The organism is Streptomyces sp. WAC00040 (assembly GCF_056835925.1).
The window spans coordinates 231,505-255,395 of sequence record NZ_JAKQZE010000006.1; the positions used below are offsets into that span (position 1 = coordinate 231,505).

General features: G+C 72.3%; 21 protein-coding genes and 1 riboswitch. Of the genes, 12 read left to right on the forward strand and 9 right to left on the reverse strand.

What is annotated here, in order from left to right:
* The first annotated feature begins 91 nt into the window (after nucleotides 1-91).
* The 3 genes from MDN94_RS38460 to MDN94_RS38470 are packed head-to-tail and all read left to right on the forward strand — an operon-like array spanning nucleotide 92 to nucleotide 5,033.
* Complete coding sequence (locus tag MDN94_RS38460; protein WP_482730403.1) at nucleotides 92-1,138, forward strand: AAA family ATPase; 1,047 nt, start codon at nucleotides 92-94, stop codon at nucleotides 1,136-1,138.
* Nucleotides 1,138-2,496 (forward strand): DUF58 domain-containing protein, encoded by a 1,359-nt coding sequence (locus MDN94_RS38465; RefSeq protein ID WP_482730404.1) that lies wholly within the window; start codon nucleotides 1,138-1,140, stop codon nucleotides 2,494-2,496. The genes MDN94_RS38460 and MDN94_RS38465 overlap by 1 nt, the downstream gene beginning before the upstream one ends.
* Nucleotides 2,493-5,033, forward strand: coding sequence for a transglutaminase TgpA family protein (locus MDN94_RS38470; protein ID WP_482730405.1), 2,541 nt, complete (start codon nucleotides 2,493-2,495; stop codon nucleotides 5,031-5,033). The genes MDN94_RS38465 and MDN94_RS38470 overlap by 4 nt, the downstream gene beginning before the upstream one ends.
* Before the next feature lie 398 nt (nucleotides 5,034-5,431).
* Here the strand turns inward: MDN94_RS38470 and MDN94_RS38475 are convergent, their stop codons facing one another.
* From MDN94_RS38475 to MDN94_RS38485, 3 genes are all read right to left on the reverse strand, one after another.
* Entirely contained in the window at nucleotides 5,432-5,827 is a 396-nt protein-coding gene (locus MDN94_RS38475) for a DUF3040 domain-containing protein (RefSeq protein WP_482730406.1), read from the reverse strand.
* 247 nt (nucleotides 5,828-6,074) lie between these two features.
* A complete protein-coding gene (locus MDN94_RS38480) occupies nucleotides 6,075-6,791 on the reverse strand; it encodes a class I SAM-dependent methyltransferase (RefSeq protein WP_441264461.1) in 717 nt (238 codons plus the stop codon).
* Nucleotides 6,792-7,373: 582 nt separating this feature from the next.
* Entirely contained in the window at nucleotides 7,374-7,946 is a 573-nt protein-coding gene (locus MDN94_RS38485; protein ID WP_482730407.1) for an SAV_6107 family HEPN domain-containing protein, read from the reverse strand.
* 185 nt (nucleotides 7,947-8,131) lie between these two features.
* Between MDN94_RS38485 and MDN94_RS38490 the strand changes: the two genes are divergently transcribed.
* The 5 genes from MDN94_RS38490 to MDN94_RS38510 all read left to right on the forward strand — a co-directional run bounded on the left by MDN94_RS38490 (nucleotide 8,132) and on the right by MDN94_RS38510 (nucleotide 14,406).
* Entirely contained in the window at nucleotides 8,132-9,076 is a 945-nt protein-coding gene (locus tag MDN94_RS38490) for an ATP-binding cassette domain-containing protein (RefSeq protein WP_482730495.1), read from the forward strand.
* Nucleotides 9,048-11,135: a YhgE/Pip family protein gene (locus MDN94_RS38495; RefSeq protein ID WP_482730408.1), complete on the forward strand. Its 2,088-nt coding sequence runs from the start codon at nucleotides 9,048-9,050 to the stop codon at nucleotides 11,133-11,135. Before MDN94_RS38490 ends, MDN94_RS38495 begins: the two co-directional genes overlap by 29 nt.
* A 29-nt stretch (nucleotides 11,136-11,164) precedes the next feature.
* Nucleotides 11,165-11,776: a TetR/AcrR family transcriptional regulator gene (locus MDN94_RS38500; RefSeq protein WP_159692869.1), complete on the forward strand. Its 612-nt coding sequence runs from the start codon at nucleotides 11,165-11,167 to the stop codon at nucleotides 11,774-11,776.
* A gap of 443 nt (nucleotides 11,777-12,219) precedes the next feature.
* On the forward strand, nucleotides 12,220-12,840 hold the full coding sequence (locus tag MDN94_RS38505) for a DUF4126 domain-containing protein (RefSeq protein ID WP_482730409.1): 621 nt from the start codon (nucleotides 12,220-12,222) through the stop codon (nucleotides 12,838-12,840).
* A gap of 69 nt (nucleotides 12,841-12,909) precedes the next feature.
* Entirely contained in the window at nucleotides 12,910-14,406 is a 1,497-nt protein-coding gene (locus MDN94_RS38510) for a phytoene desaturase family protein (RefSeq protein WP_482730410.1), read from the forward strand.
* 26 nt (nucleotides 14,407-14,432) lie between these two features.
* On the opposite strand, the gene MDN94_RS38515 is transcribed toward MDN94_RS38510, so the two are convergent.
* From MDN94_RS38515 to MDN94_RS38540, 6 genes are all read right to left on the reverse strand, one after another.
* Nucleotides 14,433-15,302, reverse strand: coding sequence for a hypothetical protein (locus MDN94_RS38515; protein WP_482730411.1), 870 nt, complete (start codon nucleotides 15,300-15,302; stop codon nucleotides 14,433-14,435).
* Nucleotides 15,303-15,353: 51 nt separating this feature from the next.
* Nucleotides 15,354-16,271, reverse strand: a complete 918-nt coding sequence (metF, locus tag MDN94_RS38520; protein WP_482730412.1) for a methylenetetrahydrofolate reductase [NAD(P)H] — start codon at nucleotides 16,269-16,271, stop codon at nucleotides 15,354-15,356.
* A gap of 110 nt (nucleotides 16,272-16,381) precedes the next feature.
* Nucleotides 16,382-17,032, reverse strand: coding sequence for a thiamine phosphate synthase (gene thiE, locus MDN94_RS38525; protein WP_482730413.1), 651 nt, complete (start codon nucleotides 17,030-17,032; stop codon nucleotides 16,382-16,384).
* An 84-nt stretch (nucleotides 17,033-17,116) separates the two neighbouring features.
* Entirely contained in the window at nucleotides 17,117-17,482 is a 366-nt protein-coding gene (locus MDN94_RS38530; RefSeq protein ID WP_053557401.1) for an Rv2175c family DNA-binding protein, read from the reverse strand.
* A 44-nt stretch (nucleotides 17,483-17,526) separates the two neighbouring features.
* Nucleotides 17,527-18,708 (reverse strand): NAD(P)/FAD-dependent oxidoreductase, encoded by a 1,182-nt coding sequence (locus MDN94_RS38535; protein ID WP_482730496.1) that lies wholly within the window; start codon nucleotides 18,706-18,708, stop codon nucleotides 17,527-17,529.
* 126 nt (nucleotides 18,709-18,834) lie between these two features.
* Nucleotides 18,835-19,176 carry an avidin-fold protein gene (locus MDN94_RS38540; RefSeq protein ID WP_482730414.1) on the reverse strand — a complete coding sequence of 114 codons (342 nt, stop codon included), beginning with the start codon at nucleotides 19,174-19,176 and terminating at the stop codon, nucleotides 18,835-18,837.
* A gap of 51 nt (nucleotides 19,177-19,227) precedes the next feature.
* Nucleotides 19,228-19,340: riboswitch (TPP riboswitch) on the forward strand.
* Here MDN94_RS38540 and thiO point away from each other — a divergent pair.
* From thiO to pknB, 4 genes are all read left to right on the forward strand, one after another.
* Entirely contained in the window at nucleotides 19,338-20,501 is a 1,164-nt protein-coding gene (gene thiO, locus MDN94_RS38545) for a glycine oxidase ThiO (RefSeq protein WP_482730415.1), read from the forward strand. It overlaps the preceding riboswitch by 3 nt.
* Nucleotides 20,502-20,509: 8 nt before the next feature.
* A complete protein-coding gene (gene thiS / locus MDN94_RS38550; protein ID WP_482730497.1) occupies nucleotides 20,510-20,812 on the forward strand; it encodes a sulfur carrier protein ThiS in 303 nt (100 codons plus the stop codon).
* Nucleotides 20,813-20,818: 6 nt separating this feature from the next.
* Nucleotides 20,819-21,613, forward strand: coding sequence for a thiazole synthase (locus tag MDN94_RS38555; RefSeq protein ID WP_482730416.1), 795 nt, complete (start codon nucleotides 20,819-20,821; stop codon nucleotides 21,611-21,613).
* Nucleotides 21,614-21,940: 327 nt separating this feature from the next.
* A complete protein-coding gene (gene pknB, locus MDN94_RS38560; protein ID WP_482730417.1) occupies nucleotides 21,941-23,890 on the forward strand; it encodes a Stk1 family PASTA domain-containing Ser/Thr kinase in 1,950 nt (649 codons plus the stop codon).
* Nucleotide 23,891: the final 1 nt, after the last annotated feature.

The window sequence follows — 23,891 nt, forward strand, 5'->3', positions numbered from 1 at the left end:
TCCGGACCTTCCGGAGGCGGCGTCCATGTTTCGGGGTTGGGCCGTGCCGTCTGAAGTGCGCCGGCCCTTTGAACGGGCCGAGGAGGGCCGGGTGACGACCTATGACGATCGAGCGAGCCTCACGGATCTGACCACCACAGCGGATCATGTCCGCAGGTCGGTCGAGAGCGTGATCGAGGGCAAGCCGGAGGTCGTACGGCTTTCGCTGACTGTGTTGCTCGCGGAGGGACATCTCCTTATCGAGGACGTTCCCGGCGTGGGCAAGACGATGCTGGCCAAGGCGCTGGCGAGATCCATCGACTGCTCCGTGCGGCGCATCCAGTTCACGCCGGACCTGCTGCCGTCGGACATCACCGGTGTGTCGATCTTCGATCAGCAGCGGCGCGAGTTCGAGTTCAAGCCGGGCGCGATCTTCGCCCAGATCGTGATCGGCGACGAGATCAACCGCGCGTCGCCCAAGACGCAGTCGGCGCTGCTGGAGTCGATGGAGGAGCGCCAGGTCACCATCGACGGGCACAGCTACGAACTGCCCAACCCCTTCATGGTGGTGGCCACCCAGAACCCGGTGGAGATGGAGGGCACCTACCCGCTGCCGGAGGCGCAGCGCGACCGCTTCATGGCACGCGTCTCCATCGGTTACCCCAGCGCGGCCGCCGAACTCCAGATGCTCGACGTCCACGGCGGTGTGTCACCGCTCGACGATCTGCAGCCGGTGGCGCACGCCCACGACATCGTGAAGCTGATAGAGGCCGTGCGCGCGGTGCACGTCGCCGAGTCCGTGCGGCGTTACGCGGTGGAGCTGGTGTCGGCGACCCGCAGCCACCCCGATCTGCGCCTGGGCGCCTCCCCGCGCGCCACGCTGCACCTGCTGCGCGCCGCGAAGGCGTCCGCCGCGCTCAGCGGCCGCGATTACGCCCTGCCGGACGACGTGCAGGCACTGGCCGTGCAGGTGCTCGCGCACCGCCTGCTGCCCACGGCGCAGGCCCAGCTGAACCGCCGCACCGCCGAGCAGGTCGTCCTGGACATCGTCCAACGCACAGCGGTCCCGACGAGCGGCACCCCCGACGGTTCGTACACGGCCGGCCGGACGGCCCAGCCGCCGCTCTACGGCCATCAGCCCGGCGCCCGGCGGCTGTGATGTCGGCCGGAGCCGCCTCGACGGACCCGGCCGCGAAGGGCGCCGGCGGAGTGCGCGCGGCACTCGGCGGACTCACCACACGCGGCCGCTCCTTCCTCGCGGCCGGCGTGGCGGCGGCCGTCTGCGCCTATGCGCTCGGCCAGAGCGACCTGCTGCGCGTCGGACTGCTGCTCGCCGGGCTGCCGCTGATCTGTGTGGCCGTCCTCTACCGCACCCGCTACCGGGTGGCCGCGAGCCGCAGACTGTCGCCCGCCAGGGTGCCCGCCGGTTCCGAGGCGCGCGTCCATCTGCGGATGGACAACGTCTCGCGGATGCCGACGGGCCTGCTGATGCTCCAGGACCACGTGCCGTACGTGCTGGGGCCTCGGCCCCGCTTCGTGCTGGACCGGGTCGAGGCGGGCGGCCGCCGCGAGGTCTCGTACCGGGTCCGCTCGGACCTGCGGGGCCGTTACCCGCTGGGGCCGCTCCAGCTGCGGCTGACGGACCCGTTCGGCATGTGCGAGCTCACCCGTTCGTTCAGCGCCTTCGACACCCTCACGGTCATTCCGCGCACCGAGTCGCTGCCCGCGGTGCGTCTGGCCGGCGAGGCCTCCGGCTACGGCGACGGCCGCCAGCGATCACTCGCCCTCGCCGGCGACGACGACATCATTCCCCGTGCCTACCGCTACGGGGACGACCTGCGCCGGGTCCACTGGCGCTCCACCGCCCGCTACGGCGAGCTGATGGTCCGGCGCGAGGAGCAGCCCCAGCGGCCCCGTTGCACCGTGCTGCTGGACACCAGGCGCGTGGCCTATCAGGGGGCGGGCCCCGACTCGGCGTTCGAGTGGGCTGTGTCCGGCGCCGCCTCGGCGCTGATGCACCTGCTGGAACGCGGCTTCGCCGTGCGGCTGTTGACCGACACCGGCACCTCGGTGCCCGGCGAGGGCGCGGACGGGTTCGCCGGTTCCTCCCAGGAGTCCGCCGACTCCGCGGGTCTGATGATGGACACGCTCGCCGTCGTCGACCACTCCGACGGTGCGGGCCTTTCCCGTTCGTTCGACGTGCTCCGCGGCGGGAGCGAGGGTCTGCTGATCGCTTTCCTCGGCGACCTGGACGACGAACAGGCCGCACTGGCGGCCCGGATGCGTCAGCGCAGCGGCTCGGCGGTCGCGTTCGTGCTCGACAGCGGCACATGGGTGAGCGGCGGCGCCGCACCGGGACCGCTCGAGAAGCGGGTCCGGCAGCTGCGTGAGTCGGGCTGGACGGCCCTCCCGGTGACGCCCGGCGCACGGCTCACGGATCTCTGGCAGCAGGCGGCACGGGAACGCGTCGAGGCGTCCGGCGCAGGCACGTACGGTTCGCCGGGAGGTTGGTCATGAGCGGTCGCGCACGGCTCGCGGTGTGTGCCTTCGCCGCCACGCTGATGGCGGCGGGAGCCCTGCTGCCGCTGGTCGATCCGCCCAACTGGCTGTTCCAGGCCGGATTCCTGCTGGCGATTCAGACCGTGGTGGGCGCGCTCGCCCGCCGGGTCCCGCTGCCCCGGCCGCTGACCGTGGCGCTGCAGACTCTGGTCACCCTGCTGCTGCTCACCGTGGTCTTCGTCCGGGGCCAGGCGTTCCTCGGGGTGCTGCCGGGACCGGACGCGTTCGTCCACTTCGGCGAGCTGCTGCGCGCCGGTGCGGACGACGTCGGCAAGTACGCGATTCCCGCCCCGGCCACCGACGGCATCAGGCTGATGGTGATCGGCGGCGTGCTGGTGATCGGCCTCGCGGTGGACGCGCTCGCGGTGACGTTCCGCAGCGCCGCCCCCGCCGGTCTTCCGCTGCTGGCGCTCTACTCCGTGGCCGCGGGGCTCTCCGGCGGCGAGGCGAGCTGGCTGTGGTTCCTGCTGGCCGCGTCCGGCTACCTGCTGATGCTGCTCGCCGAGGGCCGTGACCGGCTGTCCCAGTGGGGCCGCGTCTTCGGCGGCGGCGCGGGCACCCGCAACCGCTCCAAGGGTGGCTTCGACCCGACGGAGGGCCGCCCGCAGGCACCGGTCAGGGCCGGCCGCAGGATCGGCGTCCTCGCGCTGGGTGTCGCCCTCGTCGTGCCGGCGGCACTGCCCGCCCTGGACGGCGGACTGATCGGCGGGGTGGGTAACGGCCCCGGTGGCGGCCCCGGTGGCGGCGGAGGCACGATCTCGGCCGTCAATCCGCTGGTCTCCCTGCAGGACAACCTGAACCAGCCCCAGAACCGCGAGGTGCTGCGCTACCGCAGCAACGCGCCGGACAACCAGGACATGTATCTGCGGATCCTGTCCTTGGACCGGTTCGACGGCACATCATGGCGCTCGTCGCAGCGCAAGGTCACGGGTGTGCCGGAGCGGCTGCCGGAGCCGGTCGGGCTGAGCCCCTCCGTCCAGGTCACCGAGGTCAGGACGAACCTGTCGGCGGCCGGGTCGTACAAGCAGGACTGGCTGCCGATGCCCTATCCGGCGACGGCGGTCGCCATCGACGGCCGCTGGCGCTACGAGCCCGCGGGCCGGACGCTGGTCGGCGACCGGGGGCAGACGACGGCGGGCACCCAGTACTCGGTCAACAGCCTGATCGTGAAGCCGACGCAGGAGCAACTGGCGGACGCTCCCGCTCCCCCCGCCGCGCTCCTTCAGGAGTACACCCGTGTCCCCGACGCGCTGCCCGGCGACGTCCGGCAGACCGCGGCCACGGTGACCAGGGGCGCGGCGAACGACTACGAGCGTGCGGAGAAACTCGAGGAGTGGTTCGCGGACACCGGCGGCTTCACGTACAACACCGACGTCCGGTCGGGTACGGGCGTCACCGCGATCAGCCGCTTTCTGAAGCAGAAGGAGGGCTTCTGCGTCCACTTCTCCTTCTCGATGGCGGCGATGGCCCGCACCCTCGGCATCCCGGCCCGCGTCGCGGTGGGCTTCCAGCCCGGCACCACGCAGTCGGACGGCACGGTGTCGGTCGGCCTGCGGGACGCCCACGCCTGGCCCGAGCTGTATTTCGAGGGTGTGGGGTGGACCCGCTTCGAGCCGACGCCGAGCCGCGGCTTCCGGCCCGAGTACACCCAGGAGCAGACGCCTTCGGGCGGCGCCTCCGACCCGGCTCGGCCGGAGGAGGGCAGCTCCGCGGCCCCCGAGCAGTCGAACCGGCCCGAGGACGACGCCTGCCCCCGTCAGGAGCGGCAGCTCGGCGAGTGCGGCGCGGCCGACCCACGTGACGTCCAGCCGCCGACGGCCGACGACTCGTCGCTGGGCACGGTGCTGCTGGTGACCGGCGGAATCGTGGGCGGTCTGTTGCTGCTGGCCGTGCCGTTGCTGTGGCGGCTCGTGACCAGGTCCCGGCGGCTGGGTGTGACTGTGCGTCGGCCGGCCGAGGGCGATGGGCGTTCGACGGGTGGGGGTCCGGCTCCGGGCTCACCGGGAGCCTCCGCCGCGTCCCTGGACGCGGACGGCGGGGGCGCCGGCCGCACGGCCGTGGACGATCCGGGCCGGACGCTGGCCGCCTGGCAGGAGGTAACCGACTCCGCGTGGGACGTCGGCATCCTCCCCGACGAGTCGCTGACACCTCGCAAGGCGGCGGCGCGCATCGTCAGGCTGGGCAAGTTGGAGGACGAGCCGGCGGCGGCCGTGCACCGGGTGGCCCGCTCCGTGGAGCAGGTCCTGTACGCGCCGGTCCCGAGGGCCGGCACGGGCCTCGCGGACGACGCGCGGCAGATCCAGGCCGGTCTGATCCGCGCGGTGGGGTTCCGGACCCGGATGCGGGCGCTGCTGCTGCCCCGCTCCTCCGTCCGGGTCGTCTGGGCCCTGTCGGAACGCTGGTCGGCCTTCACGGACCGGTGGAACGTGCGGCGGCTGCGGCTCGACCGGTGGACGGCGTTCCTGCGCCGCCGCCCGACCCGCCAGCGCGGCTGACTCCCCGCCTGACCGTCACCGCCCCTGCCGGGCCCGTTCGCCACGGGCCCGGCAGGGGCGGTGGTGCGCCGGGCGGGGCGGTGGGGCGCCAGGCGAGCTCTCGCCGGCGCGCGCACAGGCACCGGCCCGCCTACCTCAAAGCAGACGCGGAGGCGGCCGGGCACCGCCGGCGCTCGGCCACGCCACGCCACCCCACGCCACGGACCGGACCGGCGCTCGGGCGCGCTGAGCACGCCGCGTCGACCGCGAGCCTTCACTCGGCTCTGAGCCAGAGGCATGTTCCCGGGCCACGAGGCGGGAACATGAGTGAGGGGCGACGCTCGAAAGCGTCGCCCCTCACTCGTACTCCGAACTTATGGGCCGGAGGTCCGCTCGTCGTCCGATCGGGACCGGACGGCTCAGTGACCGCCCTGCTCGTCGCGGCGGCGCTGCCACCGCTGTTCGATCCGGTCCATCACGGATCTGCGCTGGTGCGAGTGCCGGCGACCGTGTCCGCCGGCTGTCTGCTGCTGTTCACCTGGCTTCGGCGCCTTGCGCCAGCCCGTGACCGCGAGAACCGCACAGCCGAGCATCACCAGGAAGCCCACCACACTGATCCAGATCTGCTGGGCGACCATTCCGGCCATGAGGAGCGCGATACCCACCAGGAAGCCTGCGACTGCTTGGTAGACCCGTCGCCGGGTGTACGTACGCAGCCCGCTTCCCTCGAGCGCTGTCGCGAACTTGGGATCTTCGGCGTACAGCGCTCGCTCCATCTGCTCGAGCATTCGCTGCTCGTGCTCCGAGAGCGGCACGGAGTCCTCCTCGTCGTCGGTCGCGGGGGCGACCGGTATGCGGCCCTTCCAGGATAGGCAGGGATTCGCCCCCGTGAAACCCGCCCTCTCGCAAAACGCCCTCCGGGCCGCCATGCCCGATCGGGGTGCTGAGGCGTAGATTCCCCAACCTCCGATCCGTCATGCCGGATGGTGTCCCCCGATCATACGGTGCGAAGCCCGACGACGGAGGGTCTGTGGCGTACTCCATCTGCGGCTGCGCCGCTGATCAGCCGCGCTTCTCGCCCAGGACGTGCAGCTGGGTCGCGACGGAATGGAAGGCCGGTAGTTCCGCGGCGGCGGCTTCCAGCTTCAGAAGCGCGTCCAGCGCACCCGGTTCGGTGTCCACGAGAACGCCGGGTACGAGGTCGGCGAAGACCCGCACTCCGTGCACCGCACCGACTTCGACACCGGCCTGTGCGACGAGCTCGGTGAGCTGCTCGGCCGTGAAGCGGCGGGGCACCGGGTCACCCGTGCCCCAGCGGCCGTCGGGGTCGCTCAGCGCCTGGCGGGCCTCGCTGAAGTGCCCTGCGAGGGCGCGTGCGAGGACGGCGCCGCCCAGCCCGGCGGCGAGCAGGCTGAGCGCTCCGGCGGGCCTGAGCGCCTCCACCGCGTTGCGCACGCCCTCGGCCGGGTCGTCGACGTATTCGAGCACGCCGTGGCAGAGGACGGCGTCGTAGCCGCCGCGCTCGACCACGTCGAAGAGGCCGTGGATGTCGCCCTGGACGCCGCGCACCCGCTCGGCGACCCCGGCCTCCGCCGCCCGGCGCTCGAGCGCGAAGAGGGCGTTGGGGCTGGGGTCCACGACGGTGACCCGGTGGCCGAGCTGGGCGGCGGGCACGGCGAAGTTCCCGGTGCCGCCGCCGGTGTCGAGGATGTCCAGCGAGTCCGTCCCGGTCGCCTTGACCCGGCGGTCCAGGGCGTCCCTCAGGACGTCCCAGACCACGGCGGTACGGAGAGAGGCGCGAGAGGGGCGCGGTGGGGTCTCCCCACCGGTGGGGGACGGTTCCGACACGGCAGTTGGCTCCTCGGGCGATGTGCTGGTTGGCCTGCTCCCACCCTATTGCCTCCGCGGCCCGGGCCGACGTTCCGTCTCGTCCCGCCTCCCCTGGACGGCACCCCGCCCGTCTCCGGCGGACCATGCCCGCCCTCCGGCCTGGTTCCGACTGCCCGCTGAACCCACCCGTCCGCGTCCCGGACGTGGCCCGCCTGCGGGACCCGCACCGAATGCCCGCTGAGCAACCGGACCGTGGCCGCCCGGTGCCTGCGGGACCGGTGCCCGCGCCGCCGAGCCCGCCCGTCCGCGCCCCGCACCGTAGCCGGTCCCGGCGGGCCCGCACCGACTACCGAGCCGGCCCGTCCACGCCCCGTAGGCCGTGCCTGCGGCCCGCGGCACCGACTGCCCGCCGAGTCCTCGCGTCTCCGCCCGGCACCGTGGCGGTTGCGGCGGCCCCGGACGGTCTCCCGGCGGAGCTACGTCCGCCTGCCGACCGGTCCCCCGGTCAGACCGCTCCCCCGCTCGCATCCGTCATCCAGCGACATCCCCTCGCCGCGTCGCCGTCCCGCCCTTCGGCATTTCCTGGTCCGGCTGGGACACCCTGGGCCGGGGCAGGGCCGGCTGGAGCACGAGCAGGCGCTCCACGAGGCGCAGGAACATGGCCGCGTCCCTGAGAAGGTCGTCGGCGTCGCGATGGCTGGCCGCGCCCCGTATGCCGGCCTCTGCGCGGGCCCGGCGCTCGGCGCCCGAGGCGAAGAGCAGGCTCCATTCGGACAGCTCCGGCGCTATCTCGGGCAGCACCTCCCAGGCGCTGCGGATGCGCTGCCTGCGCCGCGTGCCGGTCTCGGGGCGGCCGCGGGCGGCGAGCACCGCGGCGGCCGTGCGCAGGGCGGCCAGATGTGCCGTGGCGTACCGCTCGTTCGGCTGGTCCAGGGTCGCGGCCTCCTCGAGTCCGCTGCGGGCCTGGGCGAGCAGATCGAGGGCGGCGGGTGGCGCGGAGGACCGGCGCAGGACGGGATGCACGTCGTGTGCCGGGCCGGTCGATGAGGGGGCAGGGCCGGTGGCGCGGCGCCGGTGAGTGGCGGCTGCTGAGTAGCTGGCCATGACGAGCCTCCTGTCGTCGTGTGACGGCGCTGTGGCCGTATGTGTCCATCGTGGAGGCACCCACTGACAATCGGCCCTGACCTGGCCTTTTGCATCGATCAAGGGTTCGGAGGTAGTTTTTGAACTGACTGGTCAGTGCAAAACTGCGCGGCGGAGGGACCGGGATGGGGATCGGGGTGGGGCAGATGGACGGCCCTCAGGGCGCGGCCATGAGCGCCAAAGACTTCGGGCTGAGAGGCCCGCGCGGGTGGGCCTTCCGCTCGGTGGACATCGAGGCGGAGCCCGGCACCCTCGTCGCGATCGAGGGGCCGTCGGGCACCGGACGCACCTGCCTGCTCCTCGCGCTGACCGGACGGATGCGCCCCACGGAAGGCCATGCGGAGGTCGCCGGCCTGCAACTGCCGCGCAGGATGGCCGCGGTGCGCCGGATCAGCGCGCTCGGTCCGGTGCCGGGTGTCAGCGATCTCGATCCGGCGCTCACCGTCGCGGAACATTTGCGCGAACGCGCGCTGCTGCAGAGGCGCTTCGACGGTTCGGTCCGGGCCCTGTTCCGGCCGCGGGCCGAGCGGACGGCCGCCGCGGCGGAGCGGGTCGAGGAGGCACTGGCAGCCGCCGGACTCGATCTCACGACGCTGCCGAAGCGGGAACGCACGGCCGTACGCGATCTCGAGCGGCTCGAGGAGCTGCGGCTCTCCGTGGCCCTGGCGCTGATCGGCGGCCCCCGACTGCTCGCGGTCGACGACGTGGGCCTCAAGCTCTCCGACACCGAACGGGCCGCTGCGTGGGACCTGTTGCGCTCGGTCGCTGACAGCGGCACGACCGTGGTCGCGGTGTGCGGCGAGGCGCCGGAGGGCGCCGTCGTCGTACGCACCCGGCCCACCGGGACCGGCTCGGACGACAACGAGGACGAGGCCGACGTCGGCATCGAGACCGGCAAGATCCCCACCGAGAGCACCGGCAGGAGCCCGGCCGAAGAGACCGGCAAGGACACCGGCCACGACGTCGGCACCGAGACGGGCACCGGCATGGGCCCCGCCACGAGCACTGAAGAAGACACCGACAAAAGCACCGCCGTGGACACCGACGAGGAGGGGGCGTCCGATGCGATCGCCGAAACTGGCCGCGCTTGAGCTGAAGCGCTTCGGGCGGGGCAAGCTCCCGGCCGCCGCGATCGTCGCGGTCATGCTGCTGCCGCTGCTCTACGGCGCCCTCTACCTGTGGTCCTTCTGGGACCCGTACGGCAGGCTCGACAGGATTCCCGCCGCTCTCGTCAACGACGACAAGGGCGCCACCGCGTCCGGCAAGAGGATCGCCGCCGGTGACGAAATCACCAAGGGCCTGCTCGACAGCGACGTCTTCGAGTGGCACGAGGTCGACGACGCCGAGGCCCGCCGGGGTGTCGAGGACGGCACGTACTACCTCTCGCTGACCATGCCGGAGGACTTCAGCCGGCGCATCGCCTCCAGTTCGGGCGACTCCCCCGAGACCGGCGCCCTCCAGGTCCGCACGAACGACGCGAACAACTACATCGTCGGGCAGATCTCGCGGACGGTCTTCTCCGAGGTGCGCACAGCCGCCTCGACCAATGCCTCACGGTCGTTCCTCGACCGCATCTTCATCTCCTTCTCCGACATCCATGAGGCGACGGAGAAGGCGGCGAAGGGCGCCGACAAGCTCAAGAACGGTGTCGGGAAGGCAAAGAAGGGCTCGGAGGACCTCGCGGACGGCCTGAAGGACGCGAAGGACGGCAGCGGCAAGCTCGCGGGGGGCATCACGAAGCTCCACAAGGGCTCCGGCGAGCTGGAGAACGGCTCCCGTCAGGTCGCCGACGGCACGCAGGTACTCGCCGACAAGGTCAACGGCTACGCCGCCAAGGCGCGTCCGTACCTGAAGGACAACGGGAAGTCGATCGGTGACACGGCCCGGCTTGTGGCCGACTCCTCGCGGGCCGTCCAGCGCAATCTCGGCCTCCTGACCGAACGGGCCCCCGGCGCCGCGCTCCGCGCGCACAAGGCCGCCGACGCGCTGAGCGAGATCCACCGGACGCAGTGCGAACAGGCCCTGCTGCCCGATGCGAAGGCGTGCCCCGAGCTGAAGCACGCCAAGGACACGGCGGCGGACGTCGCCAAGATCGCCGACGACGTCAACGTGCTGATCGGCAACAGCAACGGCGACCTCAAGACACTGAAGAAGAACCTCACCGATCTCGAGAAGAAGGCAGACGACCTGGCCCGGCGCGCTCCGAAGCTGGACGAGGACCTGGAGTACGCCGTCGGCAAGATCAACGAGCTCAACACGGCCGCCCACAAGGTCGCCAAGGGCGCGAACCGGCTGCACACCGGCCTCACCACCGCCAAGAAGGGATCCACCGACCTCGACGCCGGGGTCGGCAAGCTCAAGAAGGGCGCGGGCGAGCTGGACGGGGGGCTGTTCCGGCTCGCCGACGGGTCGTCAGAGCTGGCGGTCGGGCTCAGCGACGGCGTCCACAAGATCCCGGACTACGACAAGAAGGACCGCGACCGCCGCACCGAGGTGATGGCCGACCCGGTCCGGCTGGCCGGCAAGTCCTTGCACCCGGCGCCCAATTACGGCACCGGATTCGCCCCGTACTTCATCCCGCTCTCCCTCTGGGTCGGCGCGATGGTCGCCTACATGATCATTCAGCCGCTCAACCGCCGGGCCCTGTCCACCGGGGCGTCGGCCTGGCGGATCGCCCTGGCCGGGCTGCTTCCGGTGGCGGCGATCGGTCTGCTCCAGGTCGCGGCGCTGATGTCCGTCCTGCACTGGGGTCTCGGGCTGAAGACGGCCCACGCCGCGGGCACCGTCGCCTTCCTGGCCCTCGTCACCTGCTGCTTCGCCGCGATCATCCAGTGGCTCAACGCCCGCTTCGGCGCGGCCGGCCGGATCCTGGTGCTCGCGGTCCTGATGCTCCAGCTGACATCGGCGGGCGGCACCTACCCGGTCCAGACGAGTCCCGGCTTCTTCAACGCCATCCACCCGTTCCTGCCGATGACCTATGTCGTCGAGGCGCTGCGCAGGCTCATCACGGGCGGCGGACTCGGTCCGGTGTGGCAGGCGTGTGCGGTGCTGCTGGCCTTTTCGGCCGGTGCGCTGGCCCTGACGGCCCTCTCCGCCCGCCGCAAGCAGGTGTGGACGCTGGACCGGCTTCACCCGGAGCTGAGTCTGTGACCGCGCCCGGACCTGTGAGAATCGGTGTCATGGACAGCAGCAGCAGACGCCGGGCGACGCGCGCGAAACTCTACGAGGCCGCCGTGACGCTCATCGCGGAGCAGGGCTTCTCGGCCACCACGGTCGACGAGATCGCCGAGCGCGCCGGGGTCGCCAAAGGCACGGTCTACTACAACTTCAAGAGCAAGACCGAACTCTTCGAGGAACTGCTGCGCTTCGGCGTCGGCCTCCTCACGGCTTCGCTCCAGGAGGCCGCCGACCGTACGGCAGAGCGCGGCGGCTCCAAGGTCGAGGCGCTGGACGCCATGATCAGGGCCGGTCTGGTGTTCATCGACCGCTATCCGGCCTTCACCCAGCTGTACGTGGCCGAGCTGTGGCGCACCAACCGCGCCTGGCAGTCCACGCTCCTGGTGGTGCGGCAGCAGGCGGTGGCCGTTGTGGAGACCGTGCTGCGCGAAGGTGTGGAAGCCGGCGAGCTGAGCGAGGAGGTCGACATTCCGCTCACGGCCGCAGCGCTGGTCGGCATGGTGCTGGTGGCGGCACTGGACTGGCAGGCGTTCCAGCGGGAGCGGTCGCTCGACGACGTCCACGGGGCGCTGTCGCTGCTGCTCCACGGCCGGGTGAGCGGCCGCCGGGACTGAGCCAGCACGACGGACGGGGGACGACGGGCGTTACGGGACACGTTCCGGGGAACGCGGCGCGCGACGTCGCCCGATCCCCGGCAGCTCCCCCGCCAGATCGGGAGCGCGGACACGAAACGCCGGGCGGCTGGTCGTCCAGCCGCCCGGCGTCTGCGTTCCCCGTGCCCCCGCCACCCCCGTGGTCCGGAGAGCCCGACCCCCGTTGTCCCCCGTGGTCGTGGGCCCTCCGTCCTGCAACCCCCGTTCCGTCAGGGGAGCCGCACCGTTCCGCCGCCCCGTGTCGTCGGTGCCGGTGCCGCGCCCCTTCCGTGGTCCCCACTCTTCCGTCCGGGCAGGCCCGGCCCCATCCGCGCGGATACTCATCTCGGCGCGTAGGTACGGATACTCAGCGCTCCGCACTCAACCCCACCCGCGGCCGCCGCCGGGTGGTTACGATCGCGTCCGTGTCCGTACTCCCCCTCGTCTTCACCAGCGGCTGGGCCAGCGGGATCAACGCCTATGCGGTGGTCCTCATGTTCGGCGTGCTCGGCGCGACCGGCGTCTCCGACCAGGTGCCGCAGGCCCTCCAGCGCCCCGACGTCCTGATCGCCGCCGGGGTGCTGTTCCTGTGCGAGGCGGTGGCGGACAAGGTTCCGTACGTCGACTCGATATGGGACTCGGTCCACACCGTGATCCGGCCCGTCGCCGGCGCCGTGGTCGCCGCGCTGCTGGCGGGTGAGAGCGGTTCGCTGCCGGAGCTCGCCGCGGGAGCCGTGGGCGGCTCGACCGCGCTGATCAGCCATCTGGTCAAGGCAGGCACCCGGATGGCGATCAACACCTCGCCGGAACCGTTCAGCAACATCGCCGTGAGCGTCGCGGAGGACCTCGGGGTCGCCGGGATCATCTCCTTCGCGGTCTTCAACCCGGTGGCCGCCGCCGTCATCGCCGGGACGCTCCTCGTACTGGGCATCGTCACGGTGCTCTTCCTCGCCTCGAGGATCCGCCGGTTCCTGCTGCGCCGGGCGCAGCGCCGGGAGGAGAGACGCGTGGGCGCGGTGGCCGTCCAGCAGCCACCGGACTGGTGAGCGAAGGTGGGCGGGCCGGGCGCGTACCCGGCCACGAAACCGGTGGTCGCGGGTAATAAAGTCGCGGTCATGGCACGGATTGCGGTGATCGGCGCCGGGATGGGCGCGATGGCGGCTGCCGCCCGGCTGGCTGTGGCAGGCCACCGGGTGACGGTGTACGAGCGTCTGGAGACCCACGGCGGCTCGGTGGGCCGCTTCGAGCGGGACGGCTTCACCTTCGACACCGGACCCGGTCTGCTGCATCTTCCGGCGGTCTGGCGGGACCTGTTCGTCAAGACCGGCAAGGAACCGCTGGAGAAGTGCGTCGAGCTGACGCAGGTGGACCCGGCGAGCCGGCACGTGTTCACCGACGGCACGGACGTCAGCCTCCCCAACGCGTCGAGGGCCGGCACCCTCGCCGCGCTCGAAGCGGCGCTCGGACCGGGTTCGGGCGAACGCTGGGGCGAGTTCCTCAATCGCGCGCGGGACGCCTGGGAGCGCTCACGCCGTCCGCTGCTGGAGGAGCCGCTGCCCGCGGACACCGCCTTCCTGTCGAAGGACCCCTACCCGGCATTGCGGCAGGGCCTGTTGCGGCGGCCGGCCCGCACGCTCGCGGAGATCGGCACGCGCGAGCTCCGCGACCCGCGCCTCGCCGCACTTCTCGACAGCCACGCCGTGGCGTACGGCCTCGACCCCCACGGCGCGCCCCCGTCCGCCGCAGTGCTGCCGTACATGGAGCAGACCTTCGGCTCCTGGTACGTGAAGGGCGGCCTGCGCGCCCTCGCGGACGCGGTGTACGAGCGCTGCGTGGCAAGGAAGGTGGAGTTCGTCTTCGGTGCCGCGGTGACGGGCGTGCTGGAGAAGGAGGGCCGTGCCGTCGGCCTGGAGCTGGACCAAGGCGGGCCGGTGGAGGCGGACATGGTGGTCTCCGGGGCACCGGTGCCGTCGCTGTTCGAGAACCGCATCGTGACGTGGGCCCGTCCCGACGAACGGCCGCATGCGCCCCCGCGGACGGGCACCGGCCGGCTGACCGTCCATCTCGCGCTGCGCGGCGGCCGGCCGGCCGGCACCGTGCACCGCACCCTGGTGCACGCCCCGGCCCCGGCGGCGGAGTGGGACGAGATCCGCGCCGGTCGGACGGGCTCGCGGCCCACCGTGGTCGTGATGCGGCCCGACGACCCGCTGCTGCGGCCGGACGACGATCACGAGACGGTCACGCTGACGTCCACGGTGCCGGCCGAGCCGGCCGGCGGGCAGAGTTGGGCGGAGATCGCGGAAGGGGCCGCCGACAGGATGGTGGCGGCGGCGGAGGCCGCTGTCCCCGGGCTGCGTGAGCGGATCCTTTGGCGCGTGGTGCGCACTCCGGAGGACACCCGCCACGACACGGCTTCTGCCGCGGTCCCGGCCCCGGCGCTGGCCGGGACGTCGGGCGCGTTCCTGCCGGCGATGAACACGTGTCCTGTGGACGGTCTGTATCTCGCCGGGGGCTGGGCACATCCCGGGGGCGGGCTGGCGCATTCGGGCATGTCCGGTGCGCTGGTGGCCGGGCTGATCGTGGAGGGCGCGGACTTCCGCGGCTCCCGCTGAGCGGCGGCGGCCGCCGCTGCCGAAGGTCAGTAGCGGTACTGCTGCTGCTCGTTGTACCCGTTGTCGTAGTAGGCGGGCGGCTGCTCCTGCTGATCGCCCTCACGCTGCTGCGGCACCCACACACCGCCCGGCGGGGTGTCGCTGTAGCCCTCCTGCTGCCCGTAGCCGGCGTACTGCTGCTGGCCGTCGTAGCCGCCGCCGTACGTGTCGTAGGTGCTGTACTGCTGGCCGCCCACATAGGGGTCGGAGTACGCGGCGTACTGCTGGCCGCCGGTCCCGTAGTCGTACTGGCCGGCGTACGTCGCCGCTTCCGCCGGCTGCTGCTGCGCGTAACCGTGGTCGTCGTACGCGTTGTAGGCGCCGTAGCCCGAGCCCTGTGCGGCGTAGCTCTCGTCGCGCGTCCCCGCCTGCTCCGCGTCGGGCCGGGCGGCGTAGGCCTCTTCGGTGTAGACGCCGTACTGGCCGGTGTCGTCGGGCAGCGGCTGCGGCTCGTAGACGGCGGGGCCAGTGGCGCCGGGCGCCTGGCCGACCACGTCGTAGGCCTGCTCGGCCGAGTCGTAGGAGAGGTCGGTGACCTCGAGCGTGGGTTCCCTCGTAGCTCCCTGGTCCGCGCCGGACCGGCGCCGCCTGCTCGCGCCGGGGCTGCCGCCGAGGGCCCAGCCGGTGGAGAAACCGCGCCGGAAGGAGAGGGTCACATAGGTCTGGCCGACCGCGAACGCCATGGCTCCGAGAGCGATCACCACCACGGACGGGAGCAGCACGCCTATCACGACGCCCAGGAAGCCGCCGAACGCGAGCAACCGCCAGCGCAGCCGTGCCTTGTACTGCAGCAGCACCTCACCGAGCAGCCACAGCGCCACGATGCCGAACGCGATATAGAGGACCGTCCAGCCCATGTCCGCCCCTCTCCTGCGGCCGCCGCCCCGGCGCGGGGCGGGTACGACCGGTCACGACTGCTCGTGCAGTCCGAGATTCTCGTAGATTTCGAGCGTCGCGGTGGAGTTGTTGAGCGTAATGAAGTGCAGCCCCGGGACACCCTCGGCGAGCAGCCTCGCGCAGAACTCCGTCGCGAACTCGATGCCAATGGAGCGTACAGCGGCCGGATCGTCCTTGACCGCGAGGATGCGCTCTTTCAGGTCCGCCGGGAAGTGCGCGTTGCTGAGCGTGGCGAAGCGTTCGATCTGCTTGACGCTGGTGACGGGCATGATCTCGGGAATGATCGGGGTTTCGCAACCCGCCGCGCGAACCCGGTCACGAAGCCGCAGATAGTCCTCCGGCACGAAGAACATCTGGGTGATCGCGTAGTCGGCGCCGGCCCGGCACTTGTCGACGAAGTGCCGGGTGTCCTCGCCCCAGTCCTTCGAGCGGGGGTGCATCTCGGGAAAGGCCGCGACGCCCACGCAGAAGTCGCCTGACTCCTTGATGAGCCGGACCAGGTCGGCCGCGTAGCGTACGCCCTCCGGATGCTCGACCCACTCGCCCATCGGGTCGCCGGGCGGGTCGCCGCGGACGGCGAGGATGTTGCGGATTCCGGCGTCGGCGTACTGGCCGATCATGTTGCGCAGTTCGGCGATCGAGTGGTTGACCGCGGTGAGGTGCGCGACCGGCGTGAGGGTGGTGTCGGCAGCGATCTCCTGCGTGGCCTTGACCGTGCCGGCGCGGGTGGAGCCGCCGGCCCCGTAGGTCACGGAGACGAAGTTCGGGGCGACCGCCTCGACCCTGCGCAGCGCGTTCCACAGGTTCCGCTCGCCCTTTTCCGTCTTGGGCGCCCAGAACTCGAACGAGTACGACGTCTTGCCCGTCGCAAGCATGTCGCGCACCGTGCGTGCGCGATCCGTTCTGGTGGAAGCAGTACCGAGGGCCATACGGGCAGGTTAGCCAGACCGAGGGGATCCTCGAACCGAATCAGGGAAATATGTCTGTTTTGTCGGTGTCTTGTCCATCCCTTGGACAGAGATGGACGATCACCGTCACGTCAGGCGGTCCGCTCCCTGACCCGCTTCGCCAGGTCGGCGGCGGCCGCGGCCGGATCGGCGGCCTCCGTGATCGCCCGCACGACGACGACCCTGCGCGCCCCTGCGTCCAGCACCTCGTCCAGATTGGCGGCGTCGATACCGCCGATCGCGAACCAAGGCCGGTCACCGGCCAGGCCCGCCGTGTACCGCACCAGGCCGAGGCCGGGAGCGTGCCGTCCGGGCTTGGTGGGAGTGGGCCAGCAGGGCCCGGTGCAGAAGTAGTCCACCCCCGGCTCGGCGGCGGCGGCCGCCGCCTCGGACTCGCTGTGCGTCGAGCGGCCGATCAGCACGCCGTCCCCGAGGATCGCGCGGGCGGCCGGCACCGGCAGGTCGCCCTGGCCCAGGTGCAGCACGTCGGTGCCGATGGCGTGAGCCACGTCGGCGCGGTCGTTCACCGCGAGGAGCTTGCCGTGCCGGCGGCAGGCGTCGGCGAAGACCTGGAGGTGCTCCAGCTCCTCCGCGGCCTCCATGCCCTTGTCACGCAGTTGCACGATGTCCACGCCGGACGCCAGCACGGAGTCGAGGAACTCGGGCAGGTCCCCCTGCCGCTTACGGGCGTCCGTGCACAGATAGAGCCGGGCGTCGGACAGCAGCGTGCGAGCCGTGGACATGAGGCGATCCCCCCGTTGGGCGGCGGACGCACGGGCCGGGAGGCCCGGGACGTGCGTCCGCCGGCGATGATGGTTTCCGTCGGTTCAGACGGCGAGCGCCTGGGCCCGGCGCTTCACCTCCGTGCCGCGATTCTCGCTGAGCGCCTGGGCAGGCGTGCCCGGCAGGGTCGGGTCGGGGGTGAAGAGCCACTCGAGCATCTCTTCGTCGGTGAAGCCGTCGTCCCTCAGCAGGGTCAGGGTCCCGGACAGGCCCTTGACCACCTTGTTGCCGTCGATGAAGGCGGCAGGCACCTGGAGCGCCCTGTTCTCACCGCGGCGCACGGCGATCAGCTGGCCGTCCTTGACCAACTGCCGCACGCGCGTCACCTCGACATCGAGCATTTCCGCGATGTCCGGCAGGTAGAGCCAGGCGGGGACGAGGGCATCGATCTTTGCGTCAATCTCGGTCACGGGGACAAGCCTGCCATCCAGGACCGACAGTCGGTAGCCAGGACCTACCGTGCCGCCGCCTTCAGAGGGACGGAAGGGTCGGCCGCCCGCGCCGGATCCAGCTCGGTCCCGGACACGATCAGCTTGCGGCCCTGTGCCAGATCGCGGGGCCTGCCCACCGTCAGCAGGGCCACGAGGACGCCGTCGCGCAGCCAGAGCACGGACCAGGTGTCCTCCGCCGGACTGCCGCGCCACAGCAGCGTGTCTGCGGCGCCGTGGTGGCCCGCGTACTGGACGAAACGGCCGAACTGCTCGGACCAGAAGTACGGCACCGGGTCGTACGCCTCGGGGGCCCGCGGCTTCGGCTCCTGGGCGCCGACGATGTTCGCCGCGACCGTGCGCGGACCCTGGAGGGCGTTGTCCCAGTGGTGGACGAGCAGCCGCTCGCCGTACCGGCCGGACGGGTAGGAGGCGCAGTCCCCGACGGCGTACACGTCGGGAGCGGAGGCGCGCAGATACTGGTCGGCGACCACCGCGCCGTCCGGGCCGAGCTCGATGCCGGAGCCCGCCAGCAGGGCGGTGGCGGGGCGCGCGCCGATACCGACGACCACGGCGCCGGCCGGGATCCTGCGCCCTCCGGCCAGGACGACGGCCCCCGGCTCGACGGCTTCCACCTTGGCGCCGGTGATCAGCTCGGCCCCGTGCTGCTCGTACCAGGCGGCCATCGGGGCGGCGACCTCGGCGGGCATGGTCCCGGCGAGCGGGCGGCCCGCGGCCTCCACGACGGTGACGCGGCACCCGGCCTCGCGGGCGGCGGTCGCGAACTCGGCGCCGATCCAGCCGGCGCCGACCACGACGATGTCGTGCTGCTCGACGAGCAGCGGCCGCAGCCGGGCGGCGTCGTCGAGCGTGCGCAGCAGATGCACACCGGGGACGCCGACGGTGCCCGGCAGGGTGACCGGCTCGGCGCCGGTGGCGAGGACCAGCACGTCGTAGGGGACCGGGCCGGACACGGTGTCGACCTCGTGCGCGTCGGTCCGCACCCGGGTCACCTCGAGACCCAGGCGCAGCTCGACGCCGAGTGCCTCGAAGTCGATGTCGAAGGCGGAGTCCTCCGCCTTGCCGAGCAGGATCGCCTTGGACAGCGGCGGTCTGTCGTACGGCTGGTGCGGCTCCGCGCCGACCAGTGTGACCGTGCCGGTGAATCCCTGCTCGCGAAGGGCGACCGCGGTCTGCACGCCGGCCATGCCTGCGCCGACGATCACCACGCGCCGCCGCGGCTCGGTCCGCCGCCCCTCGTCCGCCCGCGTCTGATGCTGCCGTTCGTCCACCCGCACACCATACGTACCTGACTGGGGGTCAGGAGGGGCGGATCAGGAAGCCTGCTCCTCCACGACGCTCGTCCCGCTGCCCTTCTGGGACTCCCACCGCCAGCTCTCCTCCAGCCGCACCCGGCCGTCCGGCAGGTCCACGACCGTGGAGAGGCAGTGGCCGGAGGAGGTACCGCCGTCCGTCTTGAGCTGCACATAGCGGAAGTCCAGCCGGTCGCCGTCCCTGGTGCCCACCAGATGACCGCGGACCACGTCGCCGCCCTCGTACTCGGCCCAGATCCGGCCCCGCTCCTCGTGGTACGTGAACCGGGTCCGGGTGCCGACCTGGCCCGGGGCCTGGTCGGCGACCGGGGAGAGGACAAGTCCGTCGAGCGACTTCGCCACTGCTGCGGCTCCCTTACGACGCGTCGGGGCGTGCGGTTAGGGTGGCCACCGTAAGGCACTCGCGGGAGCCGGGACGTACCGGGCTGAGAGGGAGGCTGGCCGGCCTCCGACCGTACGAACCTGATCCGGGTCATGCCGGCGAAGGGAGGGGCTGGACGCCCATGTCTCGTACACCGAGCCCAGACGTCCTCGTCATCGGGGGCGGAATCATCGGACTGGTCACGGCCTGGCGCACCGCGCAACGGGGCCTGCGGGTCGCCGTGGCCGACCCGGAACCGGGCGGCGGGGCCGCGCAGGTCGCCGCCGGGATGCTGGCCGCCGTCACCGAACTGCATTACGGCGAGCAGACGTTGCTCGGCCTCAACCTCGAATCCGCGCACCGCTATCCGGCCTTCGTCGCCGAGCTGGAGGAGACGTCCGGCCGGCACGTCGGCTACCGATCCTGCGGCACGCTCGCCGTCGCCCTCGACGCCGACGACCGGGCGCATCTGCGTGAACTGCACGCCCTCCAGCACCGGTCGGGACTGACGTCCGAGTGGCTCACCGGCCGTGAGTGCCGCCGCCTCGAGCCGATGCTGGCCCCCGGCGTCCGCGGCGGGCTGCGGGTCGACGGCGACCACCAGGTCGATCCCCGCCGGCTGGCCGCGGCCCTGATCGCCGCCTGCGGGCGCGCCGGGGTCGACTTCCGCCGCAGCTGGGCGGAGCGGCTGCTCGTGACGGGCGGCCGGGCGGCCGGGGCGGTACTCGCCGACGGCACGGAGATCTCCGCGGGACAGGTCGTCCTGGCCGGCGGCAGCATGAGCGGACGGCTGGCGGGCGTGCCGAAGGACGTGCTCCCGCCCGTACGCCCGGTGAAGGGCCAGGTCCTGCGACTGACCGTGCCGCGCCCCTACGCGCCGTTCCTGTCGCGCACGGTGCGCGCCGTGGTCCGCGGCAGCCATGTCTACCTCGTGCCGCGCGAGGACGGCGAGCTGGTGGTGGGCGCGACCAGCGAGGAGCTCGGCTGGGACACGACGGTCACCGCGGGCGGGGTGTACGAGCTGCTGCGCGACGCGCACGAGCTGGTGCCCGGGATCACCGAACTGCCGCTCGTGGAGACCCGGGCGGGACTGCGCCCCGGCTCCCCCGACAACGCGCCGCTGCTGGGCCTCACCGAACTGCCCGGACTGCTGCTGGCCACCGGGCACTACCGCAACGGCGTGCTGCTGACGCCCGTCACCGGCGATGTGCTGGCCGACGCGCTGACGACCGGTGAACTCCCGGAAGTGGCAAGGCCGTTCTCGCCACGCCGCTTCTCGTCCGTCCTTCAGGAGCAGCCCGCATGAACACCTCCGTGAACGACAGCGCCGACACCGGCGTCGCCGCCTCTGCCGCTGCCCCCGTCGGTGCCTCGGCCACCGACGCGGTCGCCGCTTCGGCCGCGGCCGGCGATCCGGTCCGCGTCCTCGTCAACGGCGAGTCCCGGGACGTCGCGGCCGGCACCACGCTGGAGCTGGTCGTCACATCGCTCTCCGCCGCGACCTCCGGCGTCGCCGCCGCCGTCAACGAGGCGGTCGTCCCGCGCGGCGAATGGGGCGCCACCCGGCTCGGCGACGGGGACCGCGTCGAGATTCTCACCGCAGTGCAGGGGGGCTGAACGGCCATGGCCGACGACCGTTTCACCCTCGGAGGGACCACCTTCGACTCCCGTCTGATCATGGGCACGGGCGGTGCGCCCAGCCTCGACGTGCTCGAGAGGTCCCTCGTCGCGAGCGGCACGGAACTGACGACCGTCGCGATGCGGCGCCTGGACCCGACGGTCCAGGGGTCCGTGCTGTCCGTCCTTGACCGGCTCGGCATCCGGGTCCTGCCGAACACCGCGGGCTGTTTCACGGCCGGCGAGGCGGTGCTCACCGCCCGCCTGGCCCGGGAGGCCCTCGGTACCGACTGGATCAAGCTCGAGGTCGTCGCTGACGAGCGGACGCTGCTGCCGGACGGCGTGGAGCTGCTCGACGCGGCGGAGACGCTCGTCGACGACGGCTTCACCGTGCTGCCGTACACGAACGACGACCCCGTGCTCGCGCGCAAGCTCCAGGACGTGGGCTGCGCGGCGATCATGCCGCTCGGCTCGCCCATCGGCTCCGGGCTCGGGATCCGCAACCCGCACAACTTCCGGCTGATCGTCGAGCAGGCGGACGTCCCCGTCATCCTGGACGCGGGCGCCGGCACGGCGTCGGACGCCGCACTGGCGATGGAGCTCGGGTGCGCGGCGGTGATGCTGGCGTCGGCGGTGACGCGCGCGCAGGAGCCGGTCCTGATGGCGGAGGCGATGCGGCACGCGGTGGAGGCGGGCCGGCTGGCGTTCCGCGCGGGCCGGATCCCGCGACGCCACTTCGCGGTGGCGTCGTCGCCGCACGAGGGGCGGGGGGCGCTGGACCCGGAGCGGCCGGCGTTCTGAGGGGGGCTGCGGGTGCGTGGGCGCATGCGGCGGGCTCGTCCTCACCGCCCTTTCAGAAACCGGAGCAGGCCCCGGACCTCGTACGGCTTTCGGCCGGGCCCTCGATCGCCGGGCCGGCTCAAGTCGCCCGGCAACCTGAGCCTCGCCGGCGACTGAGGCGCGGCGGTCCGGGGGCGGAGCCTCCGGTTTCGGGAAGGGGCGGGGACGGGAAACGGCCACGTCGCAGCGGCCACCGCCCGCCCCCACCGCGTCACAGCTCGGCTGCAGTCCCGCCCCGTCCCCGTCCGACTCGTCGGACCCGGTCTTCCCGGCTCGTAGAATCGGCGCGTGGATACGACCCTCCAGGACCCCCTCGTCGGGCAGGTGCTCGACGGCCGCTACCGCGTCGATGCGCGCATCGCAGTCGGCGGCATGGCCACGGTCTACCGGGCCGTCGACACCCGGCTCGACCGGGTGCTCGCTCTCAAAGTGATGCATCCGGATCTCGCCACGGACGTCACGTTCGTGGAGCGGTTCATCCGTGAGGCGAAGTCCGTCGCACGGCTGGCGCACCCGAACGTGGTGGGGGTCTTCGACCAGGGCGCGCAGGGCGCGTACGTGTATCTGGCGATGGAGTACGTGGAGGGCTGCACCCTCCGTGACGTCCTGCGCGAGCGCGGCGCGCTCCAGCCTCGGGCGGCGCTCGACATCCTGGAGCCCGTTCTGGCCGCGCTCGGCGCCGCGCACCGGGCCGGGTTCGTGCACCGGGACATGAAGCCGGAGAACGTGCTGATCGGGGACGACGGCCGGGTCAAGGTCGCCGACTTCGGTCTGGTGCGCACGGTCGGTTCCGTGACCAACACCTCGGGCACGGTCCTCGGGACGGTCTCCTATCTCGCGCCGGAACAGATCGAGTACGGCACGGCCGACACCCGTGCCGATGTGTACGCGTGCGGGGTCGTCCTCTACGAGATGCTGACGGGCGCGAAGCCGCACGCCGGTGACACTCCGGCCCAGGTGCTGTTCCAGCACCTGAACGCGGATGTCCCGGCGCCGTCCGCGCTCTTCCCGGGGCTCGCCGTCGAGCTGGACGAGCTGGTGGCGAGCGCGACGGCCCGTAATCCCGAGGTCCGCCCGCACGACGCTGTGGCCCTGCTGGCCCAGGCGCGTGAGGCGCGTGCGGCGCTCGGCGCCGAGGAGCTGGACGCGGTCCCGCCGCGGGCCCGCACCGGGGAACCGAAGGAGGGCGGACCGGACGGCGCCGCGTCCGACGAGGACCGTACGGATTTCATTCCACGCAAGCCGGCCGACGCGGCAGCCGAGGTGCACCACACGGCCCGGCTGATCCTGCCGCCCTCGGAGCGGCCGGAGCCGGAACCGGTGCGTCCGGCCGGTCGGGGCCTGCCGCTGTCGCGTCGCGGTCTGGTTGCCCTGCTGCTCGCGGTGATCACCGTGATCGGTGTGGGTGCGGGTGTCTGGTACATCAACTCGGGCCAGTTCACCCGTGTCCCGCCGCTGATCGGCAAGAGCGAGCAGCAGGCCCGGGAGGCGCTCGACAAGGCGGGCCTGGAGCTGAAGACCGTCCGCCACGACTTCAGCGAGACCGTGGCCCGCGGCACCGTCATCGACAGCGATCCGGGCACGAACGAGCGGATACGGGGCAACGGCTCCGTGACGATCACCGTCTCCCGCGGTCCGGAGATCGTGAAGGTTCCCGAGGTGTCCGGCAGGCCGTTGGCGCAGGCGGAGCGCGAGCTGCGCAAGGTGGGGCTGGCGCCGGGCGTGGTGACCAGGGAGTTCGACGAGAGCGTCGCTCAAGGCTCGGTGATCCGCACGGATCCGGCCGCCGGCAGCGGCCGTAGCCCCGACACCGCCGTGTCGATCGTCGTCAGCAAGGGCGCGCCGATCGACATGCCCGATGTCACGGGTGACTCCGTCGAGGACGCGACGGCCGAACTCGAGGAAGCCGGTCTGAGGGTGAAGGTCGCCGAGGAGCGGATCCACTCCGAGCAGGAGGCAGGCAGCGTGGCCCGGCAGTCGGCCGCCGAGGGGGCCAGCGTGGCCCGCGGCGACACGGTCACGTTGACCGTCTCCAAGGGACCGCGGATGGTGGACGTGCCTGACGTGGTCGGCGACAAGGTGGACGACGCCACCGCCGAGCTGGAGGAGGCGGGCTTCGTGGTGAAGGTCGAGAAGAACTTCCCGTTCCTCGGTGACGAGGTCGAGAGCCAGTCCGTCGAGGGCGGCGGCCAGGCGCCGGAAGGCAGCACGATCACGATCAAGACCAAGGGGCTCTAGT

Coding starts and splice junctions, on each gene's coding strand:
- MDN94_RS38535 (WP_482730496.1), bottom strand. CDS start 18,708: ATGGCCGGCGTGCAGACCGCGGTCGCCCTTCGCGAGCAGGGATTCACC.
- MDN94_RS38495 (WP_482730408.1), top strand. CDS start 9,048: ATGCGATCGCCGAAACTGGCCGCGCTTGAGCTGAAGCGCTTCGGGCGG.
- MDN94_RS38515 (WP_482730411.1), bottom strand. CDS start 15,302: ATGGGCTGGACGGTCCTCTATATCGCGTTCGGCATCGTGGCGCTGTGG.
- MDN94_RS38500 (WP_159692869.1), top strand. CDS start 11,165: ATGGACAGCAGCAGCAGACGCCGGGCGACGCGCGCGAAACTCTACGAG.
- MDN94_RS38510 (WP_482730410.1), top strand. CDS start 12,910: ATGGCACGGATTGCGGTGATCGGCGCCGGGATGGGCGCGATGGCGGCT.
- thiE (WP_482730413.1), bottom strand. CDS start 17,032: ATGTCCACGGCTCGCACGCTGCTGTCCGACGCCCGGCTCTATCTGTGC.
- MDN94_RS38470 (WP_482730405.1), top strand. CDS start 2,493: ATGAGCGGTCGCGCACGGCTCGCGGTGTGTGCCTTCGCCGCCACGCTG.
- MDN94_RS38465 (WP_482730404.1), top strand. CDS start 1,138: ATGTCGGCCGGAGCCGCCTCGACGGACCCGGCCGCGAAGGGCGCCGGC.
- metF (WP_482730412.1), bottom strand. CDS start 16,271: ATGGCCCTCGGTACTGCTTCCACCAGAACGGATCGCGCACGCACGGTG.
- MDN94_RS38490 (WP_482730495.1), top strand. CDS start 8,132: ATGGACGGCCCTCAGGGCGCGGCCATGAGCGCCAAAGACTTCGGGCTG.
- thiO (WP_482730415.1), top strand. CDS start 19,338: ATGTCTCGTACACCGAGCCCAGACGTCCTCGTCATCGGGGGCGGAATC.
- MDN94_RS38555 (WP_482730416.1), top strand. CDS start 20,819: ATGGCCGACGACCGTTTCACCCTCGGAGGGACCACCTTCGACTCCCGT.
- MDN94_RS38485 (WP_482730407.1), bottom strand. CDS start 7,946: ATGGCCAGCTACTCAGCAGCCGCCACTCACCGGCGCCGCGCCACCGGC.